This window comes from Calyptranema fuscum S582, assembly GCF_055793305.1.
In genome coordinates, this window is the sequence record NZ_JBSLYH010000005.1 from 95,191 (window position 1) to 119,306 (window position 24,116).

The 24,116-nt window shown below is 47.6% G+C and carries 16 protein-coding genes and 1 tRNA gene; 7 read left to right on the plus strand and 10 right to left on the minus strand.

The features are described from left to right. Window positions 1-6: 6 nt before the first annotated feature. Window positions 7-729 carry a hypothetical protein gene (locus tag ACR6Z4_RS05410; RefSeq protein WP_479716212.1) on the minus strand — a complete coding sequence of 241 codons (723 nt, stop codon included), beginning with the start codon at window positions 727-729 and terminating at the stop codon, window positions 7-9. A 121-nt stretch (window positions 730-850) separates the two neighbouring features. Here ACR6Z4_RS05410 and ACR6Z4_RS05415 point away from each other — a divergent pair. The 4 genes from ACR6Z4_RS05415 (at window position 851) to rodA (ending at window position 4,649) form a co-directional block, all read left to right on the plus strand. Continuing rightward, window positions 851-923 (plus strand) — tRNA-Ile (locus ACR6Z4_RS05415). A gap of 493 nt (window positions 924-1,416) precedes the next feature. Next, entirely contained in the window at window positions 1,417-2,031 is a 615-nt protein-coding gene (gene pyrE, locus ACR6Z4_RS05420) for an orotate phosphoribosyltransferase (protein WP_479716213.1), read from the plus strand. A gap of 125 nt (window positions 2,032-2,156) precedes the next feature. Further along, window positions 2,157-3,227, plus strand: coding sequence for an Mrp/NBP35 family ATP-binding protein (locus tag ACR6Z4_RS05425; RefSeq protein ID WP_479716214.1), 1,071 nt, complete (start codon window positions 2,157-2,159; stop codon window positions 3,225-3,227). Between the two features lie 168 nt (window positions 3,228-3,395). Beyond that, a complete protein-coding gene (gene rodA, locus ACR6Z4_RS05430; RefSeq protein WP_479716285.1) occupies window positions 3,396-4,649 on the plus strand; it encodes a rod shape-determining protein RodA in 1,254 nt (417 codons plus the stop codon). Window positions 4,650-4,917: 268 nt separating this feature from the next. Here rodA and kaiC read toward each other — a convergent pair whose 3' ends face one another. The 3 genes from kaiC to ACR6Z4_RS05445 form a co-directional block, all read right to left on the minus strand. Then, entirely contained in the window at window positions 4,918-6,471 is a 1,554-nt protein-coding gene (kaiC, locus tag ACR6Z4_RS05435; RefSeq protein WP_479716215.1) for a circadian clock protein KaiC, read from the minus strand. A gap of 329 nt (window positions 6,472-6,800) precedes the next feature. Continuing rightward, window positions 6,801-7,118: a circadian clock protein KaiB gene (gene kaiB / locus ACR6Z4_RS05440; protein WP_479716216.1), complete on the minus strand. Its 318-nt coding sequence runs from the start codon at window positions 7,116-7,118 to the stop codon at window positions 6,801-6,803. 62 nt (window positions 7,119-7,180) lie between these two features. Then, a complete protein-coding gene (locus ACR6Z4_RS05445; RefSeq protein WP_479716217.1) occupies window positions 7,181-8,080 on the minus strand; it encodes a circadian clock protein KaiA in 900 nt (299 codons plus the stop codon). Window positions 8,081-8,660: 580 nt separating this feature from the next. On the opposite strand from ACR6Z4_RS05445, the gene ACR6Z4_RS05450 reads away from it, so the two are divergent. Beyond that, entirely contained in the window at window positions 8,661-11,972 is a 3,312-nt protein-coding gene (locus ACR6Z4_RS05450; protein ID WP_479716218.1) for an ATP-binding protein, read from the plus strand. On the opposite strand, the gene ACR6Z4_RS05455 is transcribed toward ACR6Z4_RS05450, so the two are convergent. The 6 genes from ACR6Z4_RS05455 to ruvB form a co-directional block, all read right to left on the minus strand. Further along, a complete protein-coding gene (locus ACR6Z4_RS05455; protein WP_479716219.1) occupies window positions 11,959-12,450 on the minus strand; it encodes a YajQ family cyclic di-GMP-binding protein in 492 nt (163 codons plus the stop codon). The genes ACR6Z4_RS05450 and ACR6Z4_RS05455 overlap by 14 nt on opposite strands. Before the next feature lie 174 nt (window positions 12,451-12,624). Then, on the minus strand, window positions 12,625-13,053 hold the full coding sequence (locus ACR6Z4_RS05460) for an MAPEG family protein (protein ID WP_479716220.1): 429 nt from the start codon (window positions 13,051-13,053) through the stop codon (window positions 12,625-12,627). Window positions 13,054-13,219: 166 nt separating this feature from the next. Beyond that, on the minus strand, window positions 13,220-13,723 hold the full coding sequence (locus tag ACR6Z4_RS05465) for a DNA recombination-mediator protein A (RefSeq protein ID WP_479716221.1): 504 nt from the start codon (window positions 13,721-13,723) through the stop codon (window positions 13,220-13,222). Window positions 13,724-13,953: 230 nt separating this feature from the next. Continuing rightward, window positions 13,954-14,499, minus strand: a complete 546-nt coding sequence (locus tag ACR6Z4_RS05470; RefSeq protein WP_479716222.1) for a universal stress protein — start codon at window positions 14,497-14,499, stop codon at window positions 13,954-13,956. Window positions 14,500-15,008: 509 nt separating this feature from the next. Then, entirely contained in the window at window positions 15,009-17,582 is a 2,574-nt protein-coding gene (gene ppsA, locus ACR6Z4_RS05475) for a phosphoenolpyruvate synthase (RefSeq protein WP_479716223.1), read from the minus strand. 1,442 nt (window positions 17,583-19,024) lie between these two features. Further along, complete coding sequence (gene ruvB / locus ACR6Z4_RS05480) at window positions 19,025-20,125, minus strand: Holliday junction branch migration DNA helicase RuvB (RefSeq protein WP_479716224.1); 1,101 nt, start codon at window positions 20,123-20,125, stop codon at window positions 19,025-19,027. A gap of 576 nt (window positions 20,126-20,701) precedes the next feature. Between ruvB and ACR6Z4_RS05485 the strand changes: the two genes are divergently transcribed. Further along, window positions 20,702-22,909 (plus strand): GumC family protein, encoded by a 2,208-nt coding sequence (locus ACR6Z4_RS05485; RefSeq protein WP_479716225.1) that lies wholly within the window; start codon window positions 20,702-20,704, stop codon window positions 22,907-22,909. A gap of 64 nt (window positions 22,910-22,973) precedes the next feature. After that, window positions 22,974-24,044 carry a polysaccharide biosynthesis/export family protein gene (locus ACR6Z4_RS05490; RefSeq protein WP_479716226.1) on the plus strand — a complete coding sequence of 357 codons (1,071 nt, stop codon included), beginning with the start codon at window positions 22,974-22,976 and terminating at the stop codon, window positions 24,042-24,044. The last annotated feature ends 72 nt before the right edge of the window (window positions 24,045-24,116 follow it).

Genomic DNA, 24,116 nt, shown 5'->3' on the forward strand with positions numbered 1-24,116 from the left:
AGGCGACTACCTTCCTACGGGAATATCTGACATTTTTATTTCAATCTGCTGATCAGGATAATCTGTCAATGTCAAAGATAGGCTTTCGGAACCATCCAGCAACGCGATCGGAATACTGACCGTACCATAATACGTTTCACCATTGCTGGATAATTCCCCCGGCAATCCTTCAATGCTGCCGTTAAATGTGCGCCCTAAATTATCGGTAATATTCATAAAACTATAAAGAAATCGGTAGGAGTTTGATCCCTGATTTTGCAGACTGACATCCAGCACCAGCGTGTCTTCTTCGGGATGAACAGCCAGAATTTGAAAGACAACTCCATCATCTTGGTTGCTAATCGGCAGGTCTGCGACGGCAGAATCGGGAGAGTTGTAGGTAACAAAGGAACGATCATCGGCAGGGCTACTCGCCTGGGCATCGGGCTGTTCGTTGACCGCTAGGGCTTTGGTCTGTGTTGCGTCTGCCGCAGGTGCATCTGGTCGCTCTGTTCCGTTAATGCGACTTTTGACATCCTCCAGAATCCGATCTTCTTTGAGAAAGGTAACGGTTTCATGGCGCGGCTGGCTGGAGTCAGACCCAACCAACGCATTCCCAGGACGGGTGTCTGGTTGAGTAATTCCTTTCAGGGCTTCCCTTCCCAATGAATAGCCAACAGAACCACTCAAAAAGCCCGCACCAATCATCAGAGACAACAAAATCAGAGTCAGTATAAACGTTGGATTCATAAAAATTTTAGAGATCAGGCGTGAAGGGCGGAGGAAAGGGGTAAGCAGAAAAGCGGATGGCAACGGGAAACCCTCTTTCCCATTTTCTATCTGCTCAGGATACAATAAAAACTTAGTTTAGCCAGGGTTGGCCGAGCGGATGAGGCAGCGAACTCATAATTCGCGATAGGCAGGTTCGACCCCTGCACCCTGGATTGTTAATTACAACTATAAGAAAAATCGTCCGCTTACTGTGGTCTAAGGATCACAAATTAAGTAAAACCCGGACGCTTATTTTTGGAAGCGCGGCGGAGCGGCGCTTCCAAAAATAAATCTTCGGTTTTATGAAATCCACGATCCTTAGATCAACAAAGGGCGATCGCTTTATCTGTCAAATCCTTTTAATGCCGAATTTGTATAGCCTTGACTTTACTATATATACTTCGATACTGTCTAAAATCTGGCGTTTTTTAAAGAATGCCTGAGAAGTGCACGAGACATGTAGCCCTGTTCAGGGGCATAACGCCCCGGTTATGGAGTTAAGCCTTTGCACCGAACCATACATCACAACGTTCAATGGCGTAAAGTGCGTTGAAAGAGTATCGCGCGGCGTGCTCTCAACCCCTGTTATCCCAACGCACAGCGTTATATGGTTGTGGGATAGATTCACAGCAGCATCCCTGAGAGAAACTTAAGGAAATTCTTCGCATGGTTCAACCCCCATTACCCCAGACTCCCTTTCAGCTTGATACGGCTGACTTGCCTTCGGTTCGTCAATATTTACTAGATCTATTCTGTGAAGTGGCATACAAAGAGGGTGATTTTGTTTTGTCTTCGGGGCAACGCAGTCGTTATTACATCAACGGCAAACTTGTGACCCTGCATCCTCAAGGGGCGTTGGCAGTGGGTCGGCTCTTGCTGTCGATGGTTCCCCCAGATGCGGTTGCGGTTGCAGGGCTGACTCTGGGAGCCGATCCCTTAGTGACTGCAACCAGTGTTGTAGGGGCATATGAAGGGCGATCGCTGGTAGCATTGATTGTCCGTAAAGAAGCCAAAGGCCATGGCACCCAAGCCTATATCGAAGGCCCTACCTTACCCGCAGGTAGCTCGGTGGTTGTTTTAGAAGATGTGGTCACCACCGGACAATCTGCCCTCAAGGCGGTCGAACGGTTGCAAAATGCTGGATATCAAGTCAACCACATTATTGCGTTGGTCGATCGCCAGCAGGGTGGAGCCGAACTCTATCAGCAGCAAGGGCTAGACTTTCAATCGATATTTTCGATTCCAGATATCCAAACTCGTTGGGCAGAACGACAGTCTTGATCCCACGAACTCAGCGTTGCAAACAGTTAAGATTAGACAAGCAACGTAACATAATCCGTTACGAAGATAGACTGTAATTCATTTGTTTCGTGATCCCGACTGTTGGAGCTAGGGTGGAAAACACAATGTCCAAAGTTCTTGATGCCAGTTCGATCTTGGAAGTTCTGCGCCCTGTGCAAGACCCAGAACTGCGGAAGAGTCTGGTAGAACTGAACATGATTCGCAATGTCAAAATCGAAGGGGGTAACGTCAGTTTTACGCTGGTGCTGACAACCCCGGCTTGCCCACTACGCGAATTTATCGTTGAAGACTGTAAGCAAGCCATCAAAACCCTTCCCGGAGTGGAAGATATTGCGGTCGAAGTCACCGCCGAAACGCCTCAACAAAAAGCATTGCCCGATCGGCAGGGGATTGATGGCGTCAAAAATATTTTGGCGATTTCCAGTGGCAAAGGTGGCGTGGGTAAGAGTACGGTTGCTGTGAATGTCGCTGTTGCTCTGGCTCAAGCGGGTGCCAAAGTCGGGCTGATCGATGCCGATATTTACGGTCCCAATACGCCCACTATGCTGGGGTTAGCCGATGCCAAAGTTATGGTGCAGCAAGGCGCAACAGGCGAAGTGTTGGAACCGGCATTCAATTACGGGGTCAAGTTGGTGTCAATGGGGTTCTTAATTGATCCCGATCAGCCAGTGGTTTGGCGGGGACCCATGCTCAATGGCATCATTCGCCAATTTCTCTATCAGGTGCAGTGGGGCGATTTAGACTATCTCATCGTAGATATGCCACCTGGGACTGGAGACGCTCAATTAACCCTGGCGCAGGCGGTGCCGATGGCAGGTGCCGTCATTGTCACGACTCCTCAAACGGTGGCGTTGCTCGATTCTCGCCGGGGCTTAAAAATGTTCCAGCAAATGGGGGTGCCCGTGTTGGGGATCGTCGAAAATATGAGCTATTTCATTCCACCCGACATGCCCGATAAGTCCTACGACATTTTTGGTTCTAAAGGGGGCGAAAAAACATCTGAAGAGTTGGGCATTCCCTTACTGGGTTGTATCCCTCTAGAAATTCCTCTGCGTCAAGGTGGCGATCGCGGTATTCCGATTGTGATCGATGCTCCTGAGTCTGCCTCTGCCCAAGCCTTAACGGCGATCGCCCAAAAAATTGCAGCAAGAGTTTCCGTTATTGCCCTGTCATAGGGCAAATAGGGTAGAAGAAGGTTGCTAAGGATCATGAATTAAATAAAGCCTATTTTATGTTTGCGAGTGCGGCGTCGCCGCGCTCGCAAACATAAACCCATTCAGAACCTGAAACTTTTATCTCGTCAGCTCTACATTTCCTTTCAGCCAAAACGCCAAACGCCTATGATGCTCCAACGCTCTTTTACCCGGCTCAACTGGAAAACGTTTATAGAGCCTTGGCAAGAAATGGATTGGTTCCTCTTGCTTTTGGCAATTCTCATGACCGCCTTGGGTGGTTTAGCCATTCGCAGTACCGAATTAAATCAGGGACTAACCGAATGGTGGCAGCACTGGGTGATGGGTGGAGTCGGCGTCGTTATTGCGCTGGCGATCGCCCGTTCGCGGTATGAGACCTTGCTCCAGTGGCGCTGGATTGTCTATGCCGTCACCAATATTTCTCTTTTAGTCGTCATCTTTCTGGGCACTAGTGCGAACGGCGCTCAGAGTTGGGTCACGATTGGTGACTTTAACGTTCAACCGTCTGAATTTGCCAAAGTCGGGGTGATTATTACCCTGGCGGCTGCCATGCAAGAGCGCACCATCCATACAGTGTTCGACATGGTCAAGATTTTGGCACTCACGGCTTTGCCCTGGTGTCTAATCATGTTGCAACCTGACTTAGGAACATCTTTGGTGTTTGGCGCGATTACGCTAGGTATGCTCTATTGGGCAAACGCTAATCCTGGCTGGCTGATCTTACTGATTTCTCCAGTCGTATCTGCGATCGTCTTCAACGTGTTTCTGCCAGGTTGGTTTTTCTGGGCAGGGTTGATTGTATTTATCGCGTGGCGAACCTTACCCTGGTCATTTTATGGCGCGTTTGGGGCAGCAGTAGTCAATCTTGTCTCCGGAGGCTTAGGTGGCATCCTCTGGGGTTTACTTAAGGATTATCAAAAAGATCGATTGATCTTATTTTTAGATCCGGATCGCGATCCGTTGGGCGGCGGCTATCACTTAATTCAATCTAGAATTGCGATCGGCAATGGAGGGCTTTGGGGCAGAGGTATCAATCAGGGCACCCAAACTCAGCTCAACTTTATTCCAGAACAACACACTGACTTTATCTTTTCGGCAATTGGCGAAGAACTCGGGTTTGTCGGTTGCATCGTTATTTTGTTCGTGTTCTGGCTCATTTGCCTGCGTCTGGTGATCATTGCGCAAAATGCCAAAGATAATTTTGGTTCACTTCTGGCGATCGGGGTTCTGTCGATGATCGTCTTTCAGGTGTTGGTCAATATCAGTATGACGATTGGGTTAGCACCCATTACAGGTATTCCCTTGCCCTGGTTGAGTTATGGGCGATCGTCGTTGCTGACTAACTTTATTGCAATTGGGTTAGTCGAGTCGGTGAATAACTATCGGCATCGCTTGAGGTTTTAAGACACAGCGCTTGGCGCTTTGATAAAGCCAGACTGCTATGGGAGAGCCGCACAGAACGTGGTTCTCCCATAGCAGTCTATTTAACCGTCTCGACGGTTGCTATATAGCGCTGTTCGGGTTGGTGCAGTACGGTGTTGTGGGGCGCGGAGCGCCCCACAACACCGTTTCTGTACTTAACAAACTTGCACACCGCTATAAAACCTGATGTGGGTGCGGCGCGAATCGCCGCACCCACATCAGGTTTTATAGATTAGCCGTAATCCCTAATTTAGACCTCTTCATCTCCAATTTTTTGCACCCCTCGCATGATACGAGACAGCTCACTCTTTTCGTCAATCGAAATCCGACTGGGAGAGCCACTAATAATGCCCTCAAAGTTACGGAAAGAGTCTTTAATATCGGGCCCCTGACCACTGATGACATATTCTCGGATGCCTTTGTCGTGCCACGAACCGCGCATCTTAAAGACGTTAATTGCCCGTGCCATTTCGCCTCGAATTTCGACGTATTGAAGCAACAGAATCGTATCCGTGATAGTGGAAATATGGGACTCCGTAATGGAGTGAGATCCCATAAATTGATCGGTCGTGTTGCTAAAAAAGCCTGTTATTTCTTCTTGTTTGGCAAACCCTGTGACACCGATGACAAACTGTCGGAAAGCGTTATTGCTGACGCCTCTAGCCAGGGCAGAAAGAGAGTCAATGGCAATCCGTGACGGTTTGAAATCTGCAATTTCAGACTTAATAATTTGTAAATGGTCTTCCAATCCGGCAGATTCTGGATACGCACAGATAATTTTAAGTAATCCTTTGCGTTCCAGGTCTTCAAAATCAATTCCCCAGGAATGAGCATTTCGGGAAAGTTGGGCGCGAGATTCTTCATAGGCAAATAGCAGCGCTCGCTCGCCAATAATGCAGCCATCTTGCAAGAACTTGCTGACGAGTAAGGTCTTACCAGTTCCCGTTGCTCCAGTCACTAAAATGATGGAATCTTTGAAGAAGCCACCCCCACACATTTCATCTAAGGTCTTAACGCCAGACGAAACCCGAACATTAGACGATCGCTGCGTGAGTTGCATTGCACCCAACGGAAAGATATTGATCCCCTGATTGGTAATGGTGAAGGGGTACTCTCCTTTCATATGGGTGGTGCCGCGAAGTTTGAGAATTTCCACCGTACGGCGTCGCCGTTCTCCTTCCAACACGTTTCGGAAGATGACGACATTATCAGAGACAAATTCTTCAACCCCAAATCGGGCAACTTGCCCGTACTCTTCAATGCGCTCAGTTGTCATGATGGTCGTTGCACCCACTTGTTTGAGTCGGGCAACGAGACGAAAAATTTCTCGCCTGACTACGGACGCTGCATCATATTGCTGAAAAACAGCCGTTACCGAGTCGATGGAAACTCGTCTTGCGCGATATTTGCGGATGGCATATTGAATTCGTTCGATCAGAGCCGAAAGATCAAAGTTGCCGATCACCTCTTGCCCTTCGGGGTCGGGCGAGGCATCCAGGATGAAAAGCTTACCTTCATCTACAAATTTCTGTAAATCCCACCCAAAACTCTGGGCATTTTTAATAATGTCAGCAGGCGATTCCTCAAACGTAACAAAAACCCCTGCTTCGTCAAAATAAGTGATGCCATTATAAAGAAATTGAACCGCAGCCAGGGTTTTACCTGTTCCAGATGTACCACTTACGAGGGTTGTGCGACCCACGGGCAGCCCCCCATGACTGATGTCGTCAAACCCTTCAATTAGGGTGCGGATTTTTTGAACACCTTCTAAGCTCTTCTGTCCTGACGGGTTCTGTGAAGTCATACTGTTTTTACAGCCTTATGTAATCGAAATTTCTTAATCCTTGTCTTCCGAAGGTTTATGCTTTGTGACGTTTGGGAGAGATGAATAGGGTATTGAAGAACACGATGGCAACAGATAGGGAATAGGTTCAATGGGGTTGCTCATTGTCTTTAAACAGAAACTCTATCGTTTTAATGGAATTCATTGCTAAACCTTCTATTGACAAAATTACAAATACACCCCGTGCCTAACCAGGTATTACTGAATCTTGCTGTACATTTGTATAGGAAGCCAAAGAGTTCTCATGCAAATGCGTAGCCATGACCAGAAGCGCCTTTAATTGAAAGTATCTAAGGGTTAAATTGCTCTTCTTCGCGTAGTTCATCATACAAAAGATCTAAGCCAATCAAAACCTTTTCTCGATCAGAAAGATCACCAATGATTTTCCTTACAGGGGGAGGCAGAATTTTTGCCAGGGTTGGGGTTGCCAAAATTTTATCTTCCTCTGCCAATTGAGGATTTTTTAATACGTCAATCACTTTAAGGGCGTAAACTCCCTGAAATTCCTTTTCCAGAATATTATTAAGCGTTTTCAACGCCCGTACTGAGTTGGGAGTGTTCCCAGCCACATAAAGTTTTAAGATATAGGTCTTCTTTAAGGAACTCATGGATTCGCCAAATAATTGCTGAATTGGAAGAAAGGACTAGTCTGTTTTTAAAGGGCAAACTGTCATGACTCCCTGGGAATGGATCGACGATACATTTCACACAAATGGGCGATCGCATCAATTAGGGTAAGCCGATAATCTAAAAGAATTTCATCACTGCGACCTTCTAGCTTTAGCTGTTTAGAAAACTCGTCCATTAACTCCATATGAATTTCTACAATTTGTGAGACTGAAATGTCTGCGAAGAAAGCCGTATTGACGAAATCGTCAATTTTTTGGTTAAGGTGGGGATCATTAATAAAATAGTTCAAAATTATCTTACGATAGTCGCGTTTGAGCTGGTCTATCAGCTCTTGACGCTGAGGCTGAGTCATGTAACGAAAAAAAAGAGCCGAGTTACGTTTGTAATAAACTCCTAAATAGCCCAGTCGTTCTTTCAATTTTTCAGAGAGCCTCTGTTGCTGCAAGCGGAGTGAGTTTGGGTCTACCGCCCCAGCATTGGAATTAACCGCTGAAGTCAGAGCTGCTGAGCTATCTTTAGAAATTTTGAGAAATTGATCGATTGCTTTCTCAATGCCTTGCTTAATATCAATACATTGAGTTGTGTAAAGCCGGAGTAACGCACCGTGATAGAGGATGATTGAACTATCTAATTCTGATTTGAGCAGCACCGATGGTGGCGGCACTGAATAGTCTGGATTGTCTTCTGCTGATGTTTCTAAAACAACAACGGGTAAGAAAATAGCCTGGTTCCGCAAGCGGCTAAGAACATTTGCCAGGTCTGGGATATTTTGAAAAATGAGACAATCTGTTTTTTCCTTTTCTTGCTCTATAAAGTTGAAGAAATTATCTTGTGTTTTAAAGTGAGAAAACGTATAACGATCGCCCTGCAAACAATCCCCTATGGACTGCGCAAGGTGATCGGAGGACAATAGCGCACAAACAAAAAGATGAGGACGCAACGTTTTAAAGCAGTAGACTACGACAAAGAAGTTAGATTCCTATAAGAAATATAACGGGTCTTTAGGAATATTTAAGCTTCATTGTAGTTCTTATTGTCCTCTTTTCCCCACCTTACAACCATAATAAGAACAAAGTACAGTTCTTACAGGAAGCCTATTTGGGTACCCTGCTTTTACAAGATATCCAGCACGTTCAGTATTCCCATCCCGATATCGGCACTTCTATCGTGTGAAGGGAACGTCTCTCCCACAGATCTTTCTATACTAGGGATCATGGATTTAAGCAGACCGAAGCTTTACTTTGTCAAGTGTGGTGGTGTTGGGCTGACAACATCAATGTCTGAGTTTTATTGAAGTTGTCGTCCTCAGGATCACAGACCACCTGAGCCGTCATTCTTTTTGAGAGAGCGACGGCTCTGCCGTCGCTCTCTCAAAAAGAGTCAAGGTTGATAAAATCGACGATTCTCAGAACACTGCGCCAGAAGCACTTCGTCTGAACGGTTTTAGATATTCCAGCCGCGTTTCCATCCGTTGGGTCAAACTTGAACTACTGCATTTCTATGGGTTAAAGCTGGATTAGATGCATATTATTTCCCTACGGGAATTTATTAAGGACGTTCCAGTCTGCGCGGTTACCACTAGCGTTATGACCGCACTGGAAACCTTTTTCGTTTGCAAATGCGACCAGCTTGTGGTGATAAATTCGGTAGGTAACCCTGTTGGCATCCTTAATTTAAGTAGCTTGCTGCCCTATGTTTTTTCGGAGCAAACCAGCCATAATTCTTTAGCCAATTTAATGGCAAGCGATCGCCACCCCCAAGTGCATCCCCATCCCAGCTTGCTACAGGCATCTGTTGGCAGACTAACGTTACAACCCATCACCCCTTTACCTGCTTACTGGAGTCTTACAGAGCTTCAACCTTATCTCACAACCATTACCGAACAAGCGTGGGCGTTAGTGGATCCGATTGGTAAGTACGTCGGCTTACTCGATACGATAGCGCTCCTGCAATTTTTAGCGACCCACTCTGTTCCTACGCCTCCCTATCTGACCGCAAAAGCATTGCCCGTCAATTCGCGGCAAAATTCTTTACAGGTTCAAGCGCTGAACTTAATTTTGCGATTTGTTAATCAACTGGTAGAAAATTTGCCCTTCCCCGCCATGCTTCAGACCAGTAGCGGGCAGGTGATTATGCAAAACGCCACCTGGCAGCAAAAAATTGGGGAATTGCGGGATCCGAGCATTCTCAGACAAAAGGCAGCAGAGCTATTAGAGAAAGGGGTTGGATCCGGGGGGAACGAGAGCCCGATCCATCCTCTTACCCGCGAGGCAGTGATTTCGCAAACCAGTTCAGAGTCCACTGTTAACAGCTTGCTCTGGCTGAATCGTCAACAAAACTTTATGAATCGGGGGGCAACAGAATTTGAAGATTCTGCCATCTCCTGTACGTTGGGTGTGGATGCAGGGACGTGTGTGTGTGTGTGCCCCACCAAAAATGGACAAGAGCGGATTTGGCATATGGTTCCGATTTCGCTGGGGTTAGGGTTGAACTCGCTAGCAACCAATTGGGCAGCAGCATGCGAGGCAGAACAATCGTCAAACACCGCTTCGGGAGCGAGATTTCGGCTGGCAACTTTAGAAATTTGTCCGCAAAACTGGCAGGCAAACAATCCTGACCAAATGGAATTGCTGGAGCGAGAGGAATTGTGGTTGATCCTGGCTCAAGATCAGACGGATCAACAGCAAGTGGCAAAGGAATTAGCCGCAAAAAATGCCGATCTGATCCAGCTGAATCGTCTAAAAGATGAATTTTTAGCCTGTATCAGCCATGAGCTAAAAACTCCGCTGACGGCGGTGTTAGGGTTGTCGAGTTTGTTAAAAGACCAGCAGTTGGGGCCATTGAACGATCGTCAGGCAAGATATGCAGAGCTGATTCACCAGAGTGGTCGCCATTTGGCGCTGATCGTCAACAATATTCTAGATTTGACCCGGATTGAAACCAAGCAACTCGATTTGTTGCCAGAATTGGTGAAATTGGAGCGGGTTTGTCATCAGGCATACGAGCAAGCCAAGCAACTGTTGATGACCGAAGAAAATCTCGACTTCAAGCCCGAAGAAGCAAAAGAAATTTTTAATAAAGAATTTAGTTTAGAGATTCAGCCCGGTGTCGATGGCATTGTCGCCGATGAATTGCGCCTGCGCCAAATGTTGTCGAATCTACTGTCGAATTCTATTAAGTTTACTGAAGTGGGGGGCAAAGTCGGGCTAAAGGTAGAAGCCTGGGAAGGCTGGATTGCTTTTACGGTATGGGATACAGGAATTGGTATTCCGGCAGATAAACAACATTTGATCTTCCAGAAGTTCCAGCAACTTGAAAATCCACTAACCCGTCGGTTTGAAGGCACAGGCTTGGGTCTGGTATTAACTCAACGACTGGCACAATTGCATGGGGGCGATATTACCTTTACCTCGGTGGAAGGTGAAGGCAGTCGCTTTACCCTGTTGCTGCCGCCCAGCCCGCCCGATGTGGGTCTGATGGATCAGGTTGATGATATCTCTCGGGTGTTTTCCCCCTCTAGCGATCGCCTTGCCATGGTGATCGAGTCTGTGCCTCGCAGTCTGGATGACTTGAGTAACCAACTAACCGAAGCTGGCTATCGGGTGGCGATCGCCCGGTCGGGCACCGAAGCGTTGGAAAAAATTCGTCGCTTACGACCTACGATCGTTTTTCTTAACCCCTTACTGCCCTCGTTGTCGGGCTGGGATGTGTTGCTCTTACTCAAGTCTGAAGAAAAAACGCGTCACATTCCGGTTGTGATTACGGCAACCCACGCCGAACAAGACCAGGCTTATACCTGCGGCGCAGAGGGATTTTTGAGTCTGCCGATTACAGCCAAATCGCTAGAACATGTGCTGGATCGGTTAGTCAGTCAGCCAGATCAGACCAAGGTTAAGAGCCTTCTCAATCGTCTGACTGTTTTACATCTCTACATCAACGAAGGAGATAATTTGCAATCCAGTCTGTCGGAATCAGGGTTTCATAACTTGAAACTGGATTTGAACAGTCTGTTGCATCCTCATAATTGCCGGGTAGTCGAGGTTGATGACCTGGATCAAGCCGATTTATTGGCTCGCGTCTGGAAGCCAGATGTGATGTTGCTCGATTTGGCCGTGACCAATGCGCCTTTGTTTATGAAGCAATTTGAGCATTATCCTTTCTTAATGTCGTTGCCACTGGTGACGTTGACGCCGCAAGTTACCCAGGCTGCTAATCAGGTTAAAAAACTCTGCGTCTTTCCTTACTTAGAGCCAATTGTGACGCACAAAAAGCTTGAAAAGACGGCTAAGACAGGGGATATTTCACCGCCAGCCCTGTTACAGGTGCTGCATCTGGCGGCAGGAATCTCTTGTACGCCCCATGTGTTGATGATCGATTCAGCTGTCATTCAACCCGATTGGCACGTTCCGATTTCTTCCCATGCTCCGGTGATGACGTTGACCACAACCGATATTCAGCAATCTGAACAATGGCTCAGTGCGTTTGGTCAGTATATTCAAACTGCCGGATTTCATAGCTCAGCCGCCCGGTCGTGGGCAGATGTCATGTTTATGATGCGGAGCCAAAATGTTGACGTTATCTTAATTTGCTTACGTCAAGCGGTTCCCCAAGCTTCATTGGTCGAGGCATTGCAAGCTATGTTGAGCGTTGGTTCTAAGCCGCCTGTGTTGTTGTGGGATTGTCAAAACACCCAACCGACGGATGAAATGGATCAGTCTACGAAAACGCTATTACAGGCGATCGCCAGCAAAGTTTTACCAACCTCTCTGACGATGCAAGACCTGTTAAATGAGATTCGGCAGGTGTTAAATAACCGCACTACCGATAGTTAACAAACTGAAGTGGCACTGGATAGTCTTCCTGTTTCAATCGTTGGATGACGGTCTGCAAGTCGTCTTTGACTTTGGCAGAAACCCGCACCGCATCCCCCTGAGTTGATGCCTGCACTTTCTTAAATTCGTCGCGAATCAGTTTAGAAATCTCTTTGGCGGTTTCAGAACTGATGCCTTTTTTTAACTTAATTTCTTGACGTACCCGGTTGCCACTGGCAGATTCAACCTTGCCATATTCAAAAATCTTGAGCGACAGGTTTCGTTTTGCTGCTTTGGTATGCAACACGGTATGAATCGACTCAAGGGTAAATTGGCTATTGGTATTCACCACGATCGCCTCTTCGCCCAGTTCCAGGGTGGTGTTGGTATCTTTCAAGTCATAACGACTTTTAATTTCTCGGACGGTTTGATCTACCGCATTAACCAACTCTTGTCGGTCGAAGTCGCTAACGATATCGAACGAATAGGTAGAAGCCATAGTTCACTAAGACACTAAAAAGGTAATAGATTGCCCGGTAGTGCAAACGTCAAAGTTTGCCACGTGGGGATTTGGGGGCTGTGCCCCCAGGCGGGGGTTTACCCCTCGCCCCCGGCACAACGTTTCATGTGCTGCACCCGTACTGCTGTTGACGAAGCTCATTTCTCATAGGCATTAGCTTTGAGAGCTAACTTGGATTAAACTTAGCGCAAACAAAGTTATGCTTCCGGCTGAACCAATGCCAAACATCAGCGATCGCCCAACCGGGATATTTAAAATATAAAACACTGAGAAAAAGAACCGAGCAATAACATGGGCGATCGCCGCTACAGCTGCCCAGGGAGTATCGACGTGGGTCACGTATGCCATTAAAGCCGCTGCCGCGAACATCGAAAACCCTTCAAACGAGTTTTGGTGCGCCCATGTAGCTCTTTGAGCATAGGCGGGCAACTTGTCAAACAACGCTCTGGGCGCAGCCGTATCATAGCCAACTTGCATCCGACCGTACGCAACAACCATGAACGGAAAATAGATCAGTGCTGCTGCCGCCGCGATCGCAAAAAGCAAGGTACTCGATACAGACAGCTGTGGCAAAGACTCCATAAGATTTAAACGTGACGCTTGGACAGGAAATAAAAAATGACCATCAATCCCAATCTGGGTCACAAGCCTGAACGGTTGCACCAGTAGACGTTGAGGGCTACATCCTGAAAAAGCGAATTGAAGCGCCTCAATGGTCTTGAGCGTTGGGGTTGGAGTCTACTAATTTCTAGTCAAAATAAAATAGCGTTACTAGCTTGCGCTGTTCTTCCGCATCCCCACAAGTTTTCAAGAGGGTATGACTATCATGGAAGGCAAAGCAAACAAGCTGTTGACAGCGAGAGACGATCTCCTGGTTGCAGAGGGCGCTTGCCTCTGCCAGCGAGAGATGATCATTAGCAGGGTTTTCGACCAGATGCATGACCTGCTCTAACTGTTCGCGAGACTCACGAGGTTGACGCCCCAAGCTTTGGGGTAAAATCACCGTCAACAGATTGGGGTCGGCTCGCATTGCCCCCCTAATAGCAGCAGAGTTAGCGCCCGTCGCCCCGGAAGTGATAAGGCGATTGCCTGACAGCACTAAGGCGTAGCTCATCAGCTCGATTAAATGCTGGTGAGTTATGGGTACGTGACGAGAGCCAAGCACAGCAATACGTTTCGATCCAGTTTGCTGAATCGCTGCTAGCTCTTGCAGGAATTCATCCACTTTTGGCAGATCTACTGATTGACTCAAAGACGGTATCAGCCTGAACAACCCAGTTATTCTAGCAGGTGTTTAGGAACGAAAGGAGAGTTTTCTTAAACCTGATGCCGATTTAAACAGAATCTCTCGCAATTCTCAATGGCGTCGAGTACCAGGGATTGCGTGAGAGCCGCGCTCCGTGCGGCTCTCATACCAATTAGATTGAAGGTCAGGAGGGGCTTGGCATTGCCAAGCCTGTACAGGGATCTGTCGGGTAACTGTCAACTCAAGGTGGCAGCGGCAGTCGCTTGTTGGGTGGCGTCAGAGGTTGCCGGTTGTCCCTGAGTCGGTTGTCCCTGAATCGTCATAACCGAGCAAGCGGCATGATGGGTGACGTAATTGCTCACACTTCCCAGGACGATTTCGCTCAGCCCTGTGCGTCCCCGCCGACCCATGATGATTAAGTCTGCATCCCAGTTACGAGCCACAGCACAGATGACTTTACCGGGATTGCCAATATTTTGACTAAACTCGCTGACAACCCCTGCCTGGAGAGCTTGGCTGGAGAGCGATCGCAGCATATTTAAGCCCTCTTGCTCAAACGCTTCTAGCTGGCGGACGTAATTATCCATGGCTTGTTGATGCAGCATGGGGTAAATGCCATCAGCGCCCGGAAAAACGGGAGAAGGATAGGCTTCGTCGAACGGCGTTAGAACATGCAGCAACAGTAAGCTGGCGTTGATCGCTTTCGCTAATTCTAGAGCTTCATCAAAAATCCGTTTACTGTGTTCAGACGTATCCAGTGCAACCAAGATTTTGTGAAACATGAGAACCTCCAGGCAGAAGTGCGGAGTTTTAAGGGTCGAGTCGTATACCAATGCTGTTTATGTCTCATTGGTATAACGTCTTGAGGTTTGAATTTTTAGTTAAAGCCACAGGTTTCTTGTTATGCGCCGTGCGGAGTGCGGCACACAACAGGAAACTAAACATATTCAGGTGCGAAGCGCTGTACGAGGATAGGGATTAGGGATCGGGTATGAGGGTCAGGTATTAAGGTTCGGGGGTTGGGTATCAGAGGTCGAGATTTGAGTTGGCTTTCAACCCAAACTTTTATCCTTTATCCTTTAGCTCTTAGCCTTTAGTCTTTAGCCTTTCCCTATATCCCTATTTCTATTGTGCGATCGAATAGGGTTAGAAAACTGACTCTGTAACAATCCTGAACTCAGGACAAAGGACGTAAAAGCAGCGCTTTTACGTCCCAAGAATTCTAGCTAACAGCTAACAGCTCATAGCTAACAGCTAACAGCCAATAGCTAACAGCTAACAGCCATTGAGCTTACAGCTTGGCTTCGACATCGGCGATCGCCAGCATCGTTTTTAATACCGTATCTGGATTCAGGCTAATCGAGTCAATGCCCAGTTCTACCAGGAATTCGGCAAATTCTGGATAGTCGCTGGGAGCCTGACCGCAGATACCAATTTTGCGCCCCGTCGCTTTTGCCCGTTCGATTACCCGCCGCACCATATGCTTGACGGCATCGTTGCGTTCATCAAAAATGTGAGCAATCAGAGCAGAATCGCGATCTAACCCCAGGGTCAGCTGGGTCAGGTCGTTGGAGCCAATTGAGAAGCCATCGAACACAGCAGCAAACTCATCCGCGAGAATGACGTTGCTGGGTACTTCGCACATGACATAGACCTGTAAGCCATTGTCGCCTCGCTTCAATCCATACTTTTCCATTTCGGCTAGAACCTTGCGTCCTTCATCCGGAGTCCGGCAAAACGGAATCATGGGAATCACGTTGGTTAAGCCCATGTCATCTCGTACCCGCTTCAGAGCCACACATTCCAAGCCATAAGCATCGACATATTTGGGATCGTAATAGCGGGAGGCACCACGCCAGCCCAACATGGGGTTTTCTTCCTTGGGTTCAAATTCTTTGCCACCGAGTAAGTTGGCATATTCGTTGCTCTTGAAGTCAGACATGCGAACCACGACCGGATTGGGATAGAACGCTGCTGCCAGCATTGCTATTCCTCGGGTCAGCTTATCGACAAAGAAGTCGGGTTTGTGCTCATACAGGTTTGTAATCTGAGCAATTTTGCGTTTTGCCGCTTTGTCTTTGAGGTGATCGAAATGGAGCAATGCCAGGGGATGGATGTTGATCTGGTTGGCAATGATGAATTCTAATCGTGCCAGACCGACGCCATCACACGGAATAGATGCCAGACTAAAGGCTTCTTGAGGATTGCCCACATTCATCAAAATTTTGGTGCGGGTGCGAGGTAAGTTATCGAGGGGAATTTCTTCGATGTCGAAGGGCAGTAGACCCGCATAAATGCGTCCTTCTTCGCCTTCGGCGCACGACACTGTGATCTCTTGTCCTTCTTTCAGCCGATCGATCGCATCACCACAACCTACGATCGCCGGAATGCCTAGCTCGCGGGCAATGATGGCAGCGTGGCACGTGCGTCCGCCCTGGCGCGTCACGATCGCACCTGCTTTTTTCATAATCGGTTCCCAGTCGGGGTCGGTTCGATCGGTCACCAATACCTCACCCGCTTCAAACTCGTCTAGCCGAGCAACATCACTGATGATTCTGGCGTTGCCCTGCCCAATCATTTCACCCACGGCCCGTCCGGTTAAGAGGAGCTGGGGAAGTGAAGAGCTAGAGGCATGAGGAGAGGGTGACTGTTGTTGATCGTCTGCTCCATGACTCTTTGGTAGTTGCAACCGATAGGTGCGCAACACATTTCTAGAACGCTGCGATTGCACCGTTTCCGGGCGAGCCTGAACCACAAATAATGTGCCGGTTAACCCATCTTTTGCCCACTCTACATCCATAGGGGTGTAGGTGCCATGCACTGCCGAGTAATGATCTTCGATCAGGCAAGCCCAGTGAGCCAATTGCAAAATTTCGTCATCGGTGAGGGCATAGCGTTGGCGATCGCCCACTTTCACCGGCACATTTTTGGTCAGCTTGCCACCGCCAATGTCATAGACCATCTTGACTTCTTTGCTACCCAAGCGCTTTTCGAGAATGGGTTTGAAGCCTTGTTTCAACGTGGGTTTGAAGACGATATATTCATCGGGATTAACGGCTCCTTGCACTACATTTTCACCCAAACCATAGGCAGCCGTAATCAGCGCTGCATTCTGAAACCCTGTTTCGGTATCCACGGAAAACAAGACTCCAGAAGATGCCAGGTCAGACCGCACCATTTTTTGGACGCCGACAGAGAGTGCCACGTCGAAATGGTCGAATCCTTTGATCGTGCGGTAGGAAATAGCGCGATCGGTAAACAGTGAAGCGAAGCATTTATGGCACGCTTCTAGCACGGATTTGATGCCGTAGACATTGAGATAGGTTTCTTGCTGACCGGCAAAGCTAGCATCAGGCAAGTCTTCTGCCGTGGCACTAGACCGAACAGCGACATCGACGCCGCTGTTGTAATGGCGATCGCCATTGGTTTTTTTGCCAGGACTGCGATCGCTCTCAGTCATTTGAGCGGGATAGCGATCGCAAAGTTGGGTGTACGCCTTGATAATGGCAGCATCTAACTCTGGCGGAAACGGAGTGTGCAAAATCATGGTGCGGGCTTGCTTGCCTCGTTCTCGTAAGTTGTGAACGTTTTCCACATCCAAATCAGAGAACAACTCTCGCAATCGATCCATCAGTCCGGCGCGTTCCATAAAGTAGCGAAACGCATAGGCTGTCGTGGCAAAACCTGTGGGCACGTTTACCCCTTTGGCAGTCAGTTGGCGAATCATCTCACCCAGCGAGGCATTTTTGCCACCCACAAGGGCGATATCTGCAATGCCAACCTCTTCAAACCAAAGGACAAAGGCGGTTTCTTTGGGGCTGAGTTCCAGTGTTGAACTGCCCATCGGTTTATTGGCTAAGACCATGGAGCGACTCCTGATTAAAAATATGGATCATTCACACGTTCAAATCTGGTAGTGATAGTCAGGTCAATGATTTTTGTCAGGATTGACTGCGCTCATCCTGACAAAAACTATGACGAGGTAGGACTACCCAAATCTTTAAACCACAAAGCTTTTACAGAGTTTTTAGATGAATAAATCGGGTCAATTTAGAATCGATTTTGCTTTAGTAACACTCCTTTAAAAGTCAGAATTTCAATAGCACTTCACCCTTTACGCTGCGATGATAGGCAATGTATTAAAGGATGTCTGAAACGTGATATTTTAAGTGCTCTAGCATGGGTATCAATCTGTTTCAGATCCCCCTAAATCCCCCTTAAAAAGGGGGACTTTGGAACTAGTTCCCCCTTTTTTAAGGGGGGGTAGGGGGGATCATCAGACGTCTAAAATTGCAATCGATCACTTTTCAAACATCCTCTGAGTAAGGGCGAAGTATATGCACCAACAACGATGAATCAGAATTTAGAAGAGTTGATGCAAATGCTTCGTTCTGTTAGCCAAATTCATACGTAGGAATAGGAATTAAATAACGTCGATGATTTGTTTACGGGCAAACAACCGTTCGCCCCTACAAATAATTCAATATCCGATCTGATTTAATCCACGATCCTCAACGACAATTGGGTTAATCCAGATGGATCTAGATCCGTAACTATTTAGATCCGCAACTATTCGTTTTAGAGCAATACAAACTATCACCAATATCCAGTTGAGTGGATAGTAGTGATCGGGTGATGAGTCAATGATTTGACTCTCAATTCATTAACAAGATGAGTGAAGTAGATTGTTGGAATTAAACTTAAAATCTTGAAACTCTGGGCTACCTGCGCAGTCGATAACACAAGGGTTTGGATTTAATTTTTAATTCGATTAAACTCTTTAAAAACGCATAGAGATATGATCGCAAAAAGCGATCGCAGGATTGAAATAAAGGGCGATCGCACAATTTGCCAGTCTTGCCGATTTCAGAGAAAACACTCAGTCGCAAGACGAATATACATCTTGCTTCTCAGATCAAATTGAATGAACCGAACTCAATCAATCGGACTGGAAATGAAACTCTATGGGTGGATAAAAACTTGTACTGATATCATAGCTTGACTCAAAAGTTTGATTGTGAAGAATCACTTTATAAAACTGGGTTAACGTTAAACTTTTGCAGAGAATCTTCGATCTGTAGCTATTTTTAATGCATCGAATGGGGTTGATTTTTAGAGAGGTAATGTTCGACACAAAACACACAAGAAACTGCGATAGACAGCCGTCAAATTGTCAAGAAGCCGTCTTTCCGTAGAGTGTATTGCAGAGTGTTAGATTCAATACAAAAAAGTCTTCTGCTTTCCATTATAGAAGGCATAAAAATGAGCTGGGGATCATCGTTACATCAAATTCGTTGGAAGATTTATTTAATGCAATAAGGGAAGCTGATTATCGGGGGGTTGATATCCCAAATGTTTCCAGGCTGCTGCGTTGGCAATGCGTCCGCGAGGGCTACGTTGTAAATAGCCGATCTGCATCAGATACGGTTCGTACACTTCTTCAATGGTTTGCGAATCTTCGCCCGTTGCGGCTGCCAGGGTATCTAACCCTACAGGACCGCCGCCATAGGTTTCGATCATGACGCTAAGCAGTCGTCGGTCTGTCCAATCCAATCCGCAGGGGTCAACGTTAAACAGTTCTAAGGCTTCAGCGGCGATCGCTTCTGTAATCGGGGAACCGGGTGCTTTGACTTCTACATAATCTCGGACTCGCCGTAACAAACGGTTGGCAATCCGGGGGGTACCCCTGGCACGCCGCGCAATTTCCGTCGCACCCTCTGCCAAAATCGCTGTCTTCAGAATTTCAGCTGTCCGCAAAATAATTTCGCTGAGTTCATCCAACTCGTAAAATCGCAGGCGTTGGACTAATCCAAAGCGATCGCGCAGAGGTGATGTTAGTGCCCCGACCCGAGTGGTTGCCCCAACTAACGTAAATTTATGGATTGGAAGACTGCGAGTTCGGGCACCTTGCCCCTTGCCAATGGTGATATCTACCCGAAAATCTTCCATCGCTGGATAGAGAATTTCTTCTGTGACTCTGGGTAAACGGTGGATTTCATCGATAAACAGCACATCCCCCGGCTTCAAATTGACCAACAACCCAACAATATCGCGGGGTCGTTCTAATGCCGGAGCCGTCGTAATTTTGCAATCAACCCCCATTTCGGCTGCCAAAATCAGGGACATCGTGGTTTTCCCTAGACCGGGCGGTCCATAGAGCAACAAATGGTCAAGCGTTTCTTTGCGCGCCTGTGCTGCTTTAATGGCAATTTCCAATACGTCCTTTAAATCTTTCTGCCCAACATAGTCAGCAATTCGTTGCGGTCTGACCCCCTCTTCGGGTTTACCAACTTCATCGGTTTGAACTTGCGGTTGCAGCAGATTGGTATCAGTCGTCTCTCCCTTGGCAGGTTTGGGAGTCGCTGGCTGAGCATTTGGATCAGGTTGTTTGGAAGAAATGATTGCCATTAGAACCAGAGTCGTGACGTCACATATCAGGCAAATCTAAGTCGTAATGCGAATGTACTATCAAATTAGCATTAACCTGGCAATTCAATCAAACTGTTGCGAACACTAAATTTTGCAACATGGGGGGGTGGACTGCGCCCCCACGCAGGGGTTCCACCCCTGCACCCCGTTATGAAACGTCTAATTGTGCCGGAAAGCGTCTCAGAGCGCTCTGTTCACTACATCATCATCCTGGTTGTGAGGGCATAGTGCTTGGGAGAGAATGAGGCAAACGAGAACTGATCCGGGGGAACTGACTTGCTAAATTCGCGTCAATGTTCTCAACACTTATTCATAAAGCTTTCTTAAAGCTGCTCTACCGATTATGTCTGAAAGCCTTGAATAGGCTTACCTCCGGACACTATCCGTAAATCTCTGTAAAGCTGCCTATAGCTCATCAGTAGCTCAGCATCCGTCAAAAATGCATTGCTTGATGATGAATTTGAACGTAAACCCTTCGGGTTCAGATCCAAATTCATCTTCCAAATCAGCAGCGCTAAAAAATCACCCATCGTCCCTTACACAAGCTCAACCCTCATGGAGTTAAAAGACTATTCTGAGGAAATTGATTTCCAGAAATATTGGCTCGTCCTCAAACGACGCTGGTTTCCTGCAACATTGGTGTTTAGTGCTACGGTCGCCCTGGCAGCTCTCTATACCTCCATGCAAACGCCAGTATATCAGGCAACTGGAAAGCTGTTGTTTAGGAGCGATCGCACCTCTTCTTTAACTGGGTTGGAAACGAACCTGGGAGAGGCTGAAACTTTTACCAGAGATAGCGATCCACTGGCGACTCAATCAGAAATCATTGTTTCTTTACCCATAGCCGAAGCCACGGTCAAAACACTGGATCTGAGGGACGAAGACGGCGAACTGGTTGACCCTAAAATGATTGCCTCGGGTCTGGATACAAAAACCATCACCGGAACAGATATCATTCAGCTTTACTACAAATCGACCGATCCTGAATTGGCGGCGGCTGTGGTCAATGAGGTGATGAAAGCCTACATTCAGAATGATGTCCTGAGAAACCGCGCAGAAGCAGCATCCGCCCGAACATTTATCCTTCAACAATTGCCAGCCAGTGAGTCTGCTGTGAGCAAAGCAGAAGACAACCTGCGCCGCTTTAAAGAACAAAATGGCATTTTGGTGTTGCAAGAAGAAGCCAGTGCCGCTGTTTCAGCAATTAGCAGTTTAGATAAAGAACTCACTGATGCTCAAGCAGATCTCGCCGATGTCAGTGCCCGCTCTGCCCAGTTGCGTCAGCAAGTGGGAATGGATACGGCGACGTCACTCACTATCAGTACGTTGAACCAGGCTCCAGGGGTTCAAGATGCCTTGCATGAACTTCAGGAAGTACAGACTGAACTGGCGAGTGAACGTGCTCGTTATCAGGAAAGACACCCGACAATTACCCAACTGGAACGTCGTCAAACAGAATTACAAGAGTTGCTGCAAGAGCGGGTTCAGCAAGTCTTAGGCACCAATCAATCCGTATCGGTTGGCGATCTGGAAATCGGTGAACTCAAACAAAAATTGATCGAAGACTTTGTACAAACGGAGAACCAACGAGTTGGGTTAATTCGGCGGATTAATGATCTGTCGCAATCTCAATCGGCTTACGTTCAAAGAAGTCAAGTGTTACCCGGGTTAGAAAAAACGCAGCGCGAACTCGAACGACAATTAACCGCTGCCCAAACAACGTATGAAACGTTATTAAGTCGTTTACAGGAAGTACAGGTCGCCGAAAATCAAAACATCGGCAACGCCAGTATTATTTCTGAAGCAGTTGTACCCGCCGGTGCGATCGCACCGAGTAAGGAGATGGGTCTGGCAGCGGGTGCGGTGGTGGGTATCTTTTTAGGAATTTTGGCTGCATTTTTGCTAGATCTGGGCGATCGCTCTATGCAAACGCTCAAGGAAGCTAAAGATCTATTCAAATATACCCTTCTGGGCATTATTCCCGATGTCAGTAAGCTAGAAAAAGCGATCGCGTCTGCGGATGATTCAGATCCTCGCATTCCTACAGTATTTGCTAGAGATTGCCCGGACTCGGCAGTGCAAGAAGCCTATCATATGCTCCGTGCTAACTTGAAGTTCCTCAGTTCTGATAAAGAGCTCAAAACAATTGTCATTACCAGTTCTGTTCGAGCCGAAGGGAAGTCGGAAGTTGCTGCTAATTTAGCAATGGCGATCGCTCAGGTGAAGCGCCGAGTGTTATTGGTCGATGCCGATATTCGTCATCCGATGCAGCATCACATTTGGAATCTGACCAATATGGCTGGTCTGACTAATTTGATTGTGGGTGAAGTGAAAGCTAGCGATGTGATTAAAACGGTGTCACCCACGTTGCATGTTCTGCCTTCGGGGGTGATTCCACCCAACCCATTAGCTCTGCTTGATTCGGCAAGAATGGCTACGATTGTCAACGCTGTTTCGCAGAAGTATGATGTCGTGATTTTTGATACGCCTGCTTTGTCAGGAACAGCGGATGCGTCTGTTTTGGGCAAAATGACCGATGGTGTGTTGCTGGTTGTTCGCCCCGGCGTGGTCGATTCAGTCAACGGTGCGGCAGCCCAGACCTGTTTGAATCAGTCTAACCAAAATGTGTTGGGTATGGTTGTTAATGGGGTGAATGCCAAAGGGGAACCCGATAGTTACTTCTACTACACCCAAAAAGATCAGGGAACGCCCAAACGAAATAAATCAAATGATGCTGTAGACGTGTTGAGCCATATTAAATAGCATGGTGGGTGCAAAGGTCTGATACGTCTTCCACGATGATTTAGTAGGATTGAGAACGTAGCCTATGCCGAACTTGAATGAATTTAAAACTCTATCGCGATCGCTTGTTTTGACAGCTGCTTTGTCTTTAGCGGTGCCGTTTTCTTTCCCTGCTCAGGCTGTTCCTGAAAACCCTACGCAAACGTTATACCCTGCGTATATTTTGAATGCAGGCGATCGCATCGAAGTCACCGTCTTTGGCTATGAAGAATACACAGGTGTACAAACTGTTTTACCTGATGGCACCATCATCTTACCTGTCATTGGCACCGTTCAAGCGGCAGGAGAAACCCCCGATAGCCTTGCAGAACAGCTAACGGTTAACCTCCGCCCTTATCTGGTTGATCCGGTTGTTACCGTTCGGATGGATACCTTGCGTCCCGTGATTGTGAATGTCACTGGCGAAGTGCAGCGCCCCGGTCCCCTGCAACTGCGAAGTGTGACCAGTGCCACAGGTGGCGGCAGCAGTGGTACTACCGCCCAACCGGCTCTAGAAGGTGCACCCCGGATTAGTTCAGCATTGGTCGAGGCTGGTGGTGTAACCTCCCATGCCAATATTCGTCAGATTGAAGTTCGGCGCACCCTACCGGGGGGTGAATCGAGGACGGTAACGGTTGATTTATGGGATGCAGTCTGGTCTGCCAATGCACCGGAAGATCTGGTGTTGCAAGATGGCGATTCTATTTTTGTGCATCGTCTACCCGAGGGCGAAGACTTTGATCGGCGCTTACTCGCCCGGTCCAGTCTGGCACCCCAAACCATTCGTGTTCGGGTTGTGGGTCAGGTAACTCGTCCGGGTGAGGTGCAGGTTTCGCCAGATAGCTCTATTTCGAGTGCCGTGGCGATCGCAGGGGGACCCACTGAAGACGCCAGGCTCAGTCGGGTTGAACTGATTCGTCTCAACGAAGACGGCACGATTTCTAACCAACAGCTCGATCTCAGGGACTTAAATGATGCCGTTCAGGTACAAGAAGGTGATGTTGTCATTGTGCCAGAACGCGGAGACAGCTCATTTTTTAGAGTCTTAGGTCGTGCTTTAGGACCGTTGGGGTCTTTACTAGGCATCTTCGATCGGATTGGCAATCTAGGAAACTAGTACACCAACTTAAAAGTTTTAGAGGGGATGGAGGGGGTAAAACCCCCTCTTGGGGGCGCAGCCCCCAAACCC